The 12536-nt window shown below is 46.0% G+C and carries 12 protein-coding genes; 4 read left to right on the top strand and 8 right to left on the bottom strand.

The annotated features are described in order from the left end of the window. Positions 1-44 precede the first annotated feature (44 nt). Both ACUJFL_RS01470 and ccoG read right to left on the bottom strand, forming a co-directional pair. Positions 45-1058: a serine/threonine protein kinase gene (locus ACUJFL_RS01470; RefSeq protein ID WP_445428272.1), complete on the bottom strand. Its 1014-nt coding sequence runs from the start codon at positions 1056-1058 to the stop codon at positions 45-47. Next, a complete protein-coding gene (gene ccoG / locus ACUJFL_RS01465; RefSeq protein WP_445425858.1) occupies positions 1045-2472 on the bottom strand; it encodes a cytochrome c oxidase accessory protein CcoG in 1428 nt (475 codons plus the stop codon). The genes ACUJFL_RS01470 and ccoG overlap by 14 nt, the downstream gene beginning before the upstream one ends. A 179-nt stretch (positions 2473-2651) precedes the next feature. On the opposite strand from ccoG, the gene ACUJFL_RS01460 reads away from it, so the two are divergent. Together ACUJFL_RS01460 and ACUJFL_RS01455 are read left to right on the top strand one after the other, a co-directional pair. Then, positions 2652-3014, top strand: coding sequence for a hypothetical protein (locus tag ACUJFL_RS01460; protein ID WP_445428271.1), 363 nt, complete (start codon positions 2652-2654; stop codon positions 3012-3014). Between the two features lie 12 nt (positions 3015-3026). Beyond that, positions 3027-3449 (top strand): DUF3010 family protein, encoded by a 423-nt coding sequence (locus ACUJFL_RS01455; protein ID WP_445428270.1) that lies wholly within the window; start codon positions 3027-3029, stop codon positions 3447-3449. A gap of 23 nt (positions 3450-3472) precedes the next feature. Here the strand turns inward: ACUJFL_RS01455 and ACUJFL_RS01450 are convergent, their stop codons facing one another. From ACUJFL_RS01450 to ACUJFL_RS01440, 3 genes are all read right to left on the bottom strand, one after another. Then, positions 3473-3778 (bottom strand): ribbon-helix-helix protein, CopG family, encoded by a 306-nt coding sequence (locus tag ACUJFL_RS01450; protein WP_226750609.1) that lies wholly within the window; start codon positions 3776-3778, stop codon positions 3473-3475. Next, entirely contained in the window at positions 3765-4463 is a 699-nt protein-coding gene (locus ACUJFL_RS01445) for an AAA family ATPase (RefSeq protein WP_226750610.1), read from the bottom strand. The genes ACUJFL_RS01450 and ACUJFL_RS01445 overlap by 14 nt, the downstream gene beginning before the upstream one ends. A 269-nt stretch (positions 4464-4732) precedes the next feature. Further along, positions 4733-6742, bottom strand: coding sequence for a DNA topoisomerase III (locus tag ACUJFL_RS01440; RefSeq protein WP_445428269.1), 2010 nt, complete (start codon positions 6740-6742; stop codon positions 4733-4735). 311 nt (positions 6743-7053) lie between these two features. Between ACUJFL_RS01440 and ACUJFL_RS01435 the strand changes: the two genes are divergently transcribed. Further along, complete coding sequence (locus tag ACUJFL_RS01435; protein ID WP_226750612.1) at positions 7054-8748, top strand: hypothetical protein; 1695 nt, start codon at positions 7054-7056, stop codon at positions 8746-8748. A 23-nt stretch (positions 8749-8771) separates the two neighbouring features. Here ACUJFL_RS01435 and ACUJFL_RS01430 read toward each other — a convergent pair whose 3' ends face one another. The 3 genes from ACUJFL_RS01430 to ACUJFL_RS01420 form a co-directional block, all read right to left on the bottom strand. Beyond that, entirely contained in the window at positions 8772-9278 is a 507-nt protein-coding gene (locus ACUJFL_RS01430) for a GNAT family N-acetyltransferase (protein ID WP_226750613.1), read from the bottom strand. Continuing rightward, positions 9275-10105 carry an ATP-binding cassette domain-containing protein gene (locus ACUJFL_RS01425; RefSeq protein WP_445428268.1) on the bottom strand — a complete coding sequence of 277 codons (831 nt, stop codon included), beginning with the start codon at positions 10103-10105 and terminating at the stop codon, positions 9275-9277. The genes ACUJFL_RS01430 and ACUJFL_RS01425 overlap by 4 nt, the downstream gene beginning before the upstream one ends. A 157-nt stretch (positions 10106-10262) precedes the next feature. Next, positions 10263-11042: a peptidylprolyl isomerase gene (locus tag ACUJFL_RS01420; protein ID WP_226750615.1), complete on the bottom strand. Its 780-nt coding sequence runs from the start codon at positions 11040-11042 to the stop codon at positions 10263-10265. A 186-nt stretch (positions 11043-11228) separates the two neighbouring features. On the opposite strand from ACUJFL_RS01420, the gene ACUJFL_RS01415 reads away from it, so the two are divergent. Next, the gene (locus tag ACUJFL_RS01415; protein ID WP_445428267.1) at positions 11229-12536 is read left to right on the top strand and encodes a short-chain fatty acid transporter; all 1308 of its coding nucleotides are present in this window, start codon (positions 11229-11231) and stop codon (positions 12534-12536) included.

Genomic DNA, 12536 nt, shown 5'->3' with positions numbered 1-12536 from the left:
TAGTCATACTGCTGGGTCATTTTGCGCACTAGCTTAGCAAATTGTTAATAGTCTGGCACTAAGCTTAAAGGGGGTTGCTGTAATAATGACAGTTGCTCTTTTAGCGCCAGACACTGCTGTTCCCAGTATTTGTCTGTACCAAACCATGGAAAGTTCATCACAAAAGCTTGATCTTCCCAACGCCGTGCTAACCATGCCATATAATGGATCATACGCATAGCGCGTAATGGCTCGATCAGTTTTAACTCGGCCGGATCAAATTCACAATACTGCTCGTACTCTTCTAGCATTAACTCAAGGGTGAAGCGCTGCTGTTGCCGATCACCGGACAGCATCATCCAGATATCCTGCATCGCCGGCCCCATGCGACAATCATCTAAATCGACAAAAAACGGGCCATTGCCCGTATAAAAGAGATTACCTGCATGACAATCACCATGCAGCCGGATCAGCTGAGCGGGCCGATATTGTCGACTGGCTTCGGCAATCACCTGCGCTAAAGCGCTGTCAAAGGCCGGCCGCAGATAAGTAGGAATTAAACTTAAGCTGGCTAATACTTGCTGGCTTTCAATTAAATGACTTTCGACGGTTAAAGTGGGGCGTTCACGAAAAGGTTGCTGGCGGCCAACCTGGTGCATCCGACCTAAAAACCGCCCCAGCATAGCCAATTGCTCATCATTGTCGATTTCTAAAGTACGGCCACCACGACTTGGAAAAACCGCAAATAAAAAGCCCTGATAATGCAATAAACTACTGCCAGCAAAACGAAGCGGCGCCACTACGGGGATGTCGGCGTCGACTAAGGCAAAAGCATATTGATGCTCTTCCTCAATCTGCGCAGCGGTCCAACGCTCTGGTCGGTAAAACTTAACCACCAGTTTTTCGGGCTGTGCGGCACCATCACGATAAGCACTAAATTGATAAACACGATTCTCATAACTGTTCAGTGCCAGCAGCCCCGTGCTAACATCGAAACCATAATGGTACAGCGCATCTAAAATAAGGTCGGGCTGCAGCGTTGAAAAATCAAAACGCTGCGTCAGCTCAGCGCCCGGCAAAGAATTTATTCTCCTGAGAAATCGTTAACTCAGGTTGTCCTGCATCCGTCACGGTAAAGCTAACGTCTAGTACAGGCTTTTTCGCATAATAAGGGTCTAAAGCAAGGCTAATCACCACATTGCGGCTTTCGCCCCCGGCTAATAACACTTCGGTATCACCAATCCATTTTAACTGCTCAATGCCCGTCACCGACAGGTTCAGCGTTTTAGGTTGCTGCGATTTATTGATAATACTGAGGGTATAGGTATTCTCAATTAAACCTTCTGGCGTTTCACGGTACAAGGCGCCACGATCGCGGATAATGTCGAGCTCCAGCGGTTTACGAATAGTTAAATTCACCACAAAAGCCACACAGACCAAAATTAAGACAAGGAAATACCCCACCAGCTTCGGCCGGAACACCTTGGCCGGTTTACCTTGTAACGTGTGCTCGGTGGTGTAACTGATCAAGCCTTTGGGATAGCCCATTTTGTCCATGGTATCGTCACAAGCATCGATACAGGCGCCACAGTTAATACATTCATATTGTAAGCCGTTGCGAATATCGATGCCCGTAGGGCAGACATGCACACACAAGTTACAGTCGATACAATCGCCTAAGCCCTTTTCTTTATAATCGGTATCTTTGCGGCTTCGAGGTCCACGGTTTTCTCCACGCGCTTCATCGTAGGTTACGGTAAAAGTGTCTTTATCAAACATCGCTGATTGAAAACGCGCATAGGGGCAAATATGCGTACACATAATTTCGCGCATCCAGCCGGCATTACCATAGGTACAAAAGGTAAAAAACAATACTGACACCACCGCCCAAAACCCGGCTTGCAGCGTAAAGAAATCAAGGAATAGTGGGCCAATCGGCGTAAAGTAGCCGACAAAAATTAATGAGGTAAACAATGCAAAAGCCAACCAACAAAAATGCGTTAGGGCTTTCTTCCAAAACTTATTAAAACTCATTGGCGCCTGATCAAGCTTCATGCGCTGATTACGCGTGCCTTGGATCTTCTCTTCAAACCACATAAAGGTAAAAGTCCACACCGATTGCGGACAAAGATAACCACACCAGACCCGCCCATAAAAGGTTGTCACAAAAAACAACGCATAAGCGGCAATCACAAAAATCCAGGCTAATAAGGTAAAGTCTTGTGGCCACAGGGTTAAGGCAAAAATATTAAATTTTTGCTCACCAATATCCAACAAGATGGCTTGCTGACCATGATATGGGATCCATGGCAAAAGAAAAAACAACGACATAAAGATAAAGCCCATATTACGACGCAGGCTTTGGTGTAATCCCTTCACCGAACGAATATAGATCCGATCGCGTGAAGCATATTTCGTTGTGGTATCAGCGGCAGGTCGATGAATTTTCACTTCAACCGGTATATTTTTAACATCAATTTTTTGCTTATCCACTGGTCTTCCTCAACAATAACATGGCACTGGGTGACAACTGGTGATGGCCTCAGTATATCAGGCTCTTACCGAAATTATTTGACATAAAATAAGCTAGCGCCATATATCACAACACTTTAATGCGAAAGCGTTTGAATTCCGCTAGAATGAGGCATCGCTTGCAATTATAAGCCTTAACTATGAAGAAGTTTTTTTGGTTTGCCCTTATTATCTTACTTTTAATCACTTTTTCTGGCAGAGAGCCACTCAAAACCTACCGAGATATGTTTTTTAACAAGGTAGAGTCTGTGGTGTCTGAAAGCTGGCAGCAAGAAGATCGTGGGGTGATTGCGGTACAACGCGAATTTACCGCCTTAACTGAGAACCTTGGAGTTGGCCAACAAAAATTGCTAAACAATGCGGCAGCCAGTCGAAGCAGTATTTTGGAATATCGGCAAACCTACTGCGTAAACCAAGAATTTAATTCTTTGCTTTTTGGTGAGGTGCAGCAAAAAAGCTGCCGCATTATCGAAAAACATTTAAACCAATTACAAGATAACTAACAGGAAATTGCCATGCGCGTCTGCGGGATCGAAATAAAAGGCAGTGAAGCCATTTTATGTTTAATGAATTTAGAAGACGGCTTATTTGATCTTCCGGAATGTCGGGTTAATCGAATCGCGCTAAGCCATGATCAACTAGCTGAAAGCGTACAAAAATTTCAATTTGCGATAAAAAAACTGGTCGAAGATTATAAAATTGAGCATCTGATCATCAAAGAACGGCCACAAAAGGGTAAATTTGCGGGCGGTGCGGTAGGGTTTAAAATTGAAGCGGCAATTCAATTAATTTCCACTTGTCCCACCACCATTTTGTCGGGTGCGGCAGTAAAAGATCGCATTAAACGTCATCCTTTACCTGTAGATTTTAAATCAACCGGCCTAAAAGTTTTTCAAGAAACGGCTTATGTAACTGCCTACGCGTTTTTAGTTAACTAACTTACAAAACACCGGTGGAATCGTTAGTCTTTTTTTGATGTTGTGGGTTTTAAGCGCGCCAAATCAATTTGCACTGACTGCGTGGCGCGTTTAATTAAGGTGCGGATCAGTTTCGATTTAGATTCACCGGTTAATTCACTTAACTCGGCTAAGGCGGCAATCGCCTCTTCGCTTAACGTAAAAGTAGCATGGCGCATCGGCAGTTTAGCCGTTTCATCCTCGTCTGGTAATAGTTGCCGCAAGCTGACAATTTGCGGCAGCCCCAAGGCATAATTATTTGCATCATCAATAAACTCTTCAGTGGTAAAACTGGGTTTATTTGACGGCAAAGACTTTTTCTTCAGGTCGCTTAGCGCCATCTTGTTGTATCGCCCTCATGGATAGCAATTCTTCAATAATCGATTTCATTTCCGAGGCTGCTTTACCTTCATTATCCACATCCATTACCGATAAGCCTTTTTCTTCGCTATCGTCATAAATGTTGCGACTGTAAGTAATGTTGTCGAGCACACGTAAATTAAAGCTCTTACAGACCTCTTTTGCATCTAAAATGCGCCCAGCTTGATTAGGTAGTGACGGACACTGGGTTAAAACACAACCCACAATCATCTCTGGATTAACTACATTACAGGCACTGACCAAATCTTCAAGGTGTTCAAGTGTTTTTAAATCGCGGCGCTTCGGTCTTAGTGGAAATAATACATGACTAGCCACCACCATCGCTGAACGTAAAGCCACACTGTCTTGGCCACCACAATCCACCACAACCACATCGTAATGCATTTCTAAGCTTTTCAGCTCATAACGAATTTTGCCGTACATTTGCACACAATTCAGCCAAGGCAATTCTGGATTCATGTGTCGCTCTTGCACCCAATCTGACGTGGTGCGTTGCGGATCGCAATCGACCAACATCACATTAGCATTTTTCTCGCGGGAAAAGTACACAGCAATATTCTGTGCTAGACAACTTTTGCCGCTGCCACCTTTTTCACCACCAACTAACAAAATCATTTGTGCACCCTCTCTGTTGTACAACAGCGCTGGCTGTCTGATCTGCCATGACACTATTAAAGTGTAGGCAATCTTTGCAATTTAGCTAGTGCCAGCCTATAAGCACTGCACTGTTACGGTTATCTTGCTCTATTTATAGCCTAGTGCATCCTTCATGTTAGCGACACCTGAATTAGCGCTATTGCGCAAAAGCCTTGTTTTACTGTGTTTTATTAGTAAACAGCCTAAGCGGCTATAACTCTTTTGGGTTAGGTTGTAACTGCGGTTTTTTATTGGCTGCTGCGACGAGACCGAGTGCTGCCGGCCGCTTTTTTGGTTGAGGTTGTTTTACTTGCTGCTTTGCTGCTGGTTTTCTTGGCGGCAAATTTAGCCCGACCGATTTTACTGCGGCTAAAGCGGTTTTGACCCAGCCCTTTTAATCCCGAAAACTGCCCATGTTGCTGGCTAACTTCGCTAATGAGCTCGACTAAGCCATGTTGTAACGGTTGCATAAACTGGTCGTATCGCAAGCGTTTTTCACAAATCGCTTCAAGCTGCGCTTCCCAGTGTGCCGTCATATCGGGCACCACCATGCGCTGCGGCAAACTTTGAATTAATTGCCGGCCAATGGGTGTGGCGTGGATCTCTTTACCTTGTTTCGTTAAAAACTGTCGTTTAAACAACAATTCAATTATGCCTGCTCGCGTGGCTTCAGTGCCTAAACCGTCAGTATCGCGTAGCACTTTTTTTATTTCTGGATCGGTAACATAACGCGCGATGCCGGTCATAGCGGCCAGTAAGCTAGCGTCGGTAAAATGCTTCGGCGGGCTGGTTTGCTTCTCATCCAGTTGCCCTTCAACACAATTAACCTGATCGCCCTGCTGCACTGCCGGCAAGGCTGTACTGAATTCATTCGTCTCTTCGTCAGTTGAACCGGAACGTGCAAGTAAGGCCTTCCAGCCCAGATCGACGGTCGATTTTTGCTTGGCGACAAATAACCCCCCGGCAACTTCAGTATCAATTTGATGCTCGCTATAACGAAACGCCGGATAAAACTGCATTAAATATTGTCGGGAAATTAACTCATAAATATGTCGCTCATCTAGCGAAAGACGCTGCACATCCAGCACCCGCTCGGTAGGTATAATGGCATGGTGCGCCCCTACCTTGCTGTCATTCCAAGCCTTACTTTTTAAGTTTAAATCTGCTGTTTTCACGGCCTCACTTAATTGCGAACTACTGCTGGCAATCGCTTGGCTTACCTTTTGCCGCTCAGCATAGTGATCCGCCGGTAAATAACGACAATCAGAACGCGGATAGGTAATTAGCTTATGGCGTTCATACAATTGCTGACAAATATCTAAGGTTTTTTGCGCGTTTAAATTAAAGCGTTTAGACGCATCAATTTGTAATGAGGATAAATTGTAAGGCAAGGGTGCAGCCTGGCTTTTTTGTTCGCGTTTCACGGCTTTAACTTGGCCCGTTTGGCCCCTCACCTTTGCTAACACGGTGTCGGCTAACTTTTTCAGTAACACTCGGCCATCTTCGTCCATGTAAGGCTCGCAGGCGGCACTCGGTTGCCACTTTGCCTTAAACTGCTCACCACTGAGGGTTTGCAGCGTTATCCACACCTCATAAAAGGGTTTCGTTACAAAGTGTTCAATCTCTAGATCGCGGTGCACCACTAACCCCAACACCGGCGTTTGCACACGGCCGATCGACAACACGCCCTGATAACCATGCTCTTGGCCTAGTAAGGTACATAGCCGTGTCATATTAATACCATACAACCAATCGGCCCTTGCCCGCGCTAAGGCTGAAGTGGCTAACGGAATAAAATCAGTGTTTTGGCGCAAATCCTTTAAGGCTTTGCTGATCGCCGCCGGATTCATGTCATTCACTAAACAGCGCTTGGTGGCCGCACGCTTGGCTTGACTGATCCCCGCATAATTAATCACTTCATCCACCAAAATTTGCCCGACACGATCCGGATCGCCCATATTCACTAACACATCGGCTTCTTTGATCAGTTTTTTAACCACATTAAATTGCTGGCGGGTTTGCGACTTAACGTGTTGTTTCCATTCTATTGGAATAATTGGCAGGTGGACTTTGCGCCAACTTTTGTAATCGGCATTGTAGGCTTCAGGTTCTGCCTGTTCCAGTAAATGACCAATACACCAAGTCACCACATCGCCATTGGCGGCTTTAATAAAGCCATCGCCTTTTTGCTGTGGTTTGGGGAGCACATCGGCTACGGCACGGCCAACGCTGGGCTTTTCTGCAATGTATAAAATCATCAGACAAAACACTGTACAAATAATCAGTTAATTTACCTTGCCTAACATTAAATAGCAAAAACTTGTGACACTGACTAATACCTAAGGATTATATTGATGTTTAAAACCACAATTTTGACCGTTAACTTAACTCGCCAAATAAAAAATAAACTGAATTATTTTAATTACTTAAAAACTTTAAGGTTTAAAAAACACTCGCAACATAATTAATCAGTAGATCAATATTGCTGGCAACTTGGCTATTTTCTATGCTGTGAATATGGGTTCCTTGCCTACTCTGGTTTTGCTGCTTCGCTGTGAGGGCGTAGAAAATGTCGCAATATACTGATGTTAAAAGAATTTGTGATGATCTAGAAAGTACCGGTAAAACCGTGTCGCTAGATTATGTTTTGTCTAAAGTGTCTGACGCACAAGCAACGGTGATAGCACACTATAAAAAGTGGCGATACGAGCAAGCTCAACAGCGACAGCTTGAGCAAGCGCCAATACTCAGTGACGATTTTATGCAAGCGTTTCTGCGTGAAACCGAGCGACAAGGCGCGCAACAAACGGCGCAGTTGCAAAAACAATTAGCCGAAGCACTGCAAGGTGAAGTGGTTGCGGTTGAGCACTTACAACAGGCACAGCAGCAATGGCAGCAGTTGGAACAGCGTAAAACGGCTTTAGAGCAAACATTGCACAGCCAACAACAGAAACTGACCACTCAGGCAGAACACTTTGCCAGCCTGCAACAAGAACGCACCGCTTTGCAACAACAACTGGGCCAGTTAGAACAACAACTGAGCAAGGCAACGGAGCAACTAACCGCCAGCCAAGCGGCCGTGGCCGCCGCCAATGCTCAAGCCTCTGAACACGCAACCGCTCTCGCCTCAAAGCAAGCACAGCTTAACGACACCGAGCAGCAATTGTCTGAGTTACAACAACAGTATCAACAACAACAGCAGTTAATTGCTCAATTAGAGGAAAAGCAGGCGGCACAGCAACAACTGGCTGAGCAATTAAGCACAGCTCAAACGCAACTCGAAGTACTTGAAACAACGTTGCAGCAGACTAAAAGCGCACAGCAAGACACCGAGCAAGCGTTAAGTGCAGCGCAAAACGCGGTGGCGCAGTATCAACAAGAGCAACAGCATTTTTCTGAGCTACAGGCCGAGTATGATGCCTTACAACAACGATTGACAGAGCAGCAACGCCAACACTTTGAAATGAAAAAACAGATCCATCAGCAACTGGCCGAATATTCCGAGCAATGTGCTGAACTCAGCTCTGAGCGCGATACGCTGTTGAGTCAGATACGCCGTCAAAAAACCACAGCAGAGCCATCTGCATTAGCCGACAGCATTCAGTTACAGCAAGAATTAAAACAACTGCAGCAACAGCACCAAGACTTACTACAACAACTGGCCATGCCACAACACAGTGCCGCCGAGCAGGCCACGGCAACAGAAAACCTTCAGTTACAGCAAGAATTGCAACAACTGCAGCAACAGCACCAAGACTTACTGCAACAACTGGCCTCGCCACAACACAGTGCCACCGAGCAGGCAACGCAAAGCGAGCAACTCAGTGCGTTAACAGCAGAGCGGGATGAGGCGCTAGCCATTAATGCAGCACAAGCGGATCAACTGCATAACGTGCAACACGAATTAGCCGAATTAAAAGCCTTGTTGCAACCGAATAACCCTGAACAATGCGACAATGTGGAACAATTACGCGCTCATTTAGCATTGTTGAAACATCAAAATAGCATTACCTCGCAACATCAGGCCGAGCAACGCGAAACGATCAAACAGTTACGGGAAGAATTAGCACAACAGCGCGAGGCGGTGCAGCAAATTCAACTAGAACGCTTTCAATTTAATAAACAGAAAGTGCAATTTGAAGAACAAGTGAGTTTTGTGAAGAGCAATTCAGCCGCGACCATCGAGCGTTTAACACGCTATCGTGAACAAGCACAGGAGCGTATTGCGCAACTAGAACGGAAACTACAGGAATGTGGCTGTTAAGCGGCGGTGTTTAGCAACGTCATTTAAGCTATTGGTAATGCTCGTTGATATAACCAACCGGTCTGTTCAGGCGTTAAACTAAAGGGGCTATGGTAAGCAAAACCCAACTTGTGTAACAGGGCCTGCGAAGCCGTATTATCTTCATTAACAATGGCATACAACGATGGTATCCGTAGCGTAACCGCCCACTGCAACACGGCCTTGGCAGCTTCATAAGCAAAACCTTGTTGCTGATAAGGTTCGAGCAAGGCATAACCAAGATCGGGCGCATCAAGCTGTTCGCGCTGCAATAAACCACAGATACCAATCAACTGTTTGGTGGCGGTGTGCTCCATTGCCCGCAAGCCAAAACCGTATTGTTGATAACTTTTCAACGGCCCTTGTTGCAAATGCTGCTCAGCGCCAGCCAAATCGCGTACCCCGCGATCGCCAATATGTTGCAAAAAGCCCGGATCATTTAATAACCTCAGCATAAAAGGTGCATCAGCAAGGGTCAGTGGCCGAAGTGTCAAACGATGTGTGTAAATCACCAGCAGCCTCCAGGGCTGAGCAACGGTTGCTGTGCCTCATTTAGTACAATAGTGTAATTTGCTCGTGTCGGCAACTGCTGCCAACTGGCTTGAGTCAGCCGCTGAAAGGGCAACATAAAAGCAGCCAATTCAGTAGCCGACATACCTTTACCTCGTTGCTGCCATAATTGCTGCTCTTGCTGAGCTCGCCAACGACAAACACTGGACCAATCAGGCGCTTTTAACCAAATCAGCGGCTGTAAGAAAGCCCATAACTCGGCATAACTACCGGCCAGTTGCTGATTAACATAGCTACGCCACACGCCCTTAGCGTCGGCAGCGGCTTCAAAATCATTTACAGGCTGCGCCAACACCTCAGCAGCTTCGGCTTCCACACCTAAACACCAGCCTTCAACAATCAGCACATCAAACTGTTGTTTGGGTAAGTCAGCTAGCCGATCGTCCATCGCCTTATCAAATTGTGGCAATGCTACAGCCTGCCCAGCGAGTACCGCTTGCACATCCGCTAATGCTTTATGAATGTCATGTGTGCCGGGTACTCCACGTTGGGCCAACAACGGATGCACTTGCGCGGCTAACTGTCGCCGAGCATGTTGCGACAAATAGTAATCGTCTAGCGACACGGTGGCGGCCGAAATACCCTGCTGTTGCAGCAAGCCACACAGCAATTTGGCCAAGGTGCTTTTACCGCTGCCTTGCGCACCGCTAATACCCAGCACTAAAGGCCGTGCCAAAGGTATGATTTGCTGCAATAACAATTGTAAAACTTGCCGATAAGCCGGTTGCGTGGCCACAGGTAGTTGTTTGAGAAGGGTAGAAACATCCATCACGTTAAGCCTGCTGTTAGTCGCGCGAGGAAGAGATAAAAAATGGTTTAAGGCCGCAACCCTTTTTTAGTAAACGGCCTGAAAAGCTTAACGCACTCATTTCGCAATCAAAACATCGCCAAACGAACAAAATCTAAACAGCAAACGTCAACAAGCCTTAGCTACGATGAGCGGCACGCAAACGTAAAGCCGCTAATGGCAATAATAACAACACGAGCCAATTAATCGAGCCCGAGCCTGAATCGCCTTCGGAAGTGCCATTACTTGCTAAAGTATTGGCTACAGGGGTTAAACCGGCAGCAGTGTTAACTCGAGTATCAATCACAAACACACTTTCAATCAGCACCAAGTTGTCAGCCGTTAGGGCTTTACCGGCGGCAAAATCGGCTGACGTATAATTACGCAGTGGAATGTTGGTTGCGGCGCCACCAAAATTATAAGTAGGTAATTGTGCCATTTGCTGCAAAATCTCCAAACCTTGCACAGAGATTTGACCGAATACGGTAAAACCGCCATTTTGCGCATCTAAGTTGGTTTGGTTATCCACTAAATTGAAAAACCATTGGCTAGTTGCACTGTTGGGTTGATCGCCAATTTTAGCCATAGCGATAGTGCCACGTCGATTAGACCATTTCGGTTCATTTTGTACTGCAGCCTTAGCCACCACATTCCCAAACGGCACCTGACCGGTGTAAACAAAACCGCCACCTTGCACAATAAAGCCCGGCACCAAACGATGCACCACGTTATTATCGTAGCTTTGATCTTTAACGTAACTTAAAAAGTTTTCTACGGTTTTTGGCGTGGTTTCGTCGAATAAGTTGACTTCAAAGTTGCCCAACGACGTATTAAATTGCACGATGGTCGCATGTAACGGCGCCATTAAGGTGCTGCCAACTAACAACGCTGTCGTGGCTAATAAACGAGATAATTTCATTAATTTTTCCGGATAGACACAAAACCTAAGCATACGCTAAAGCGACAAGGCGAAGCCAGTGCCTTTACGTTTAATCACTCTTGGCATAAGACTAAAGTGTGCTGCGGCTAACGCCTTGTAGCGGTTGTGTTGTTTGGCTAAGCTGTTTTAAAGTTAAGCCTATTATTATTATAAAAAGAGTTGATGATGCTTAATACCGCTGCGAAACCCTTTGTTCGCTTAGTCGAACGTTATCTACCTGATCCTTATATCTTTGTCTTACTACTCACCATAGTGGTATTTGCTGCCGCAGTGCTGTTTGAACAGCAGTCGCCGCAGCAAGTATTACAACAATGGGGAGATGGCTTTTGGGGCTTACTCAGTTTTGCCATGCAAATGCTGTTGGTGCTGGTTACCGGCTACATGCTGGCCAGTACGCCCTTGGTAAAAGCCATTTTAGATCGCTTAGCTATGCTGGCCAAAACGCCGGGCCAAGCCATTGTGTTAGTTAGCGTGATTTCATTATTCGCCAGTTGGCTTAACTGGGGTTTTGGCCTAGTGGTCGGCGCATTATTTGCCAAAGCATTAGCCCGACAAATCAAAGTGGATTATCGCTTATTGGTAGCCAGTGCTTATTCAGGCTTTATTGTATGGCATGGTGGTTTAGCCGGTTCGGTGCCGCTGACCATTGCGACACCAGGACATTTTGCCGAAGCGCAAATTGGCTTAATCGCAACCAGTGAGACTATCTTCGCGCACTTTAACTTGATATTACTGGCCTTGCTATTTGTTGCAGTGCCGCTGGTAAACTACCTGATGCTACCGTCAGCAAAAGACAGTATCTATGTCGACCCCGCTAAACTCGATGACACGCCTTTACCAGAAATCACCCAGCAGCGCCCGGCAGATAAACTTGAAAATAGCCTACTATTAGCTTTGCTCGTCGGCTTTGCGGGTGTTGCTTATTTAGTCCAGTATTTTGTCAAAGGTGGCAGCCTTAATTTAAACATCGTTAATTACTTATTCCTATTTTTAGCGATCGTGCTGCATGGAACACCACGGCGTTTACTGCATAGCTTGCAACAAGCGGTGCAAGGCGGCGCCGGTATTGTGATCCAATTCCCATTTTACGCTGGCATTATGGCTATTATGATTCAGTCGGGTTTAGCACAAAGCATGTCAGAATGGTTTGTTAGTTTTGCTAGTGCAGAAAGTTTGCCGTTTTTTAGCTTTATCAGTGCCGGTATCGTTAATATTTTTGTGCCCTCTGGTGGGGGGCAGTGGGCAGTGCAAGCCCCAGTAATGTTACCGGCTGCGCTGGAGTTAGGCGCTGATATTAGTCGCGTTGCCATGGCGGTGGCTTGGGGCGATGCTTGGACTAATATGATCCAGCCATTTTGGGCCTTGCCTGTGCTGGCTATTGCCGGTTTAAAAGCCAAAGACATCATGGGGTTTTGTTTAATGCAGCTGCTGATAACCGGCGTGATTATTAGCCTAGTACTCACCTTTGTTTAA

The sequence above is a fragment of the Alishewanella sp. HL-SH05 genome (assembly GCF_052655985.1).
This window is presented reverse-complemented; position numbering and strand designations above follow the sequence as displayed.

Excerpts from the sequence above, each read along its gene's own strand:
- ACUJFL_RS01460 (WP_445428271.1), top strand. The coding sequence starts at position 2,652 with ATGAAGAAGTTTTTTTGGTTTGCCCTTATTATCTTACTTTTAATCACT.
- ACUJFL_RS01455 (WP_445428270.1), top strand. The coding sequence starts at position 3,027 with ATGCGCGTCTGCGGGATCGAAATAAAAGGCAGTGAAGCCATTTTATGT.
- ACUJFL_RS01445 (WP_226750610.1), bottom strand. The coding sequence starts at position 4,463 with ATGATTTTGTTAGTTGGTGGTGAAAAAGGTGGCAGCGGCAAAAGTTGT.
- ACUJFL_RS01440 (WP_445428269.1), bottom strand. The coding sequence starts at position 6,742 with ATGATTTTATACATTGCAGAAAAGCCCAGCGTTGGCCGTGCCGTAGCC.
- ACUJFL_RS01435 (WP_226750612.1), top strand. The coding sequence starts at position 7,054 with ATGTCGCAATATACTGATGTTAAAAGAATTTGTGATGATCTAGAAAGT.
- ACUJFL_RS01425 (WP_445428268.1), bottom strand. The coding sequence starts at position 10,105 with ATGGATGTTTCTACCCTTCTCAAACAACTACCTGTGGCCACGCAACCG.
- ACUJFL_RS01420 (WP_226750615.1), bottom strand. The coding sequence starts at position 11,042 with ATGAAATTATCTCGTTTATTAGCCACGACAGCGTTGTTAGTTGGCAGC.
- ACUJFL_RS01415 (WP_445428267.1), top strand. The coding sequence starts at position 11,229 with ATGCTTAATACCGCTGCGAAACCCTTTGTTCGCTTAGTCGAACGTTAT.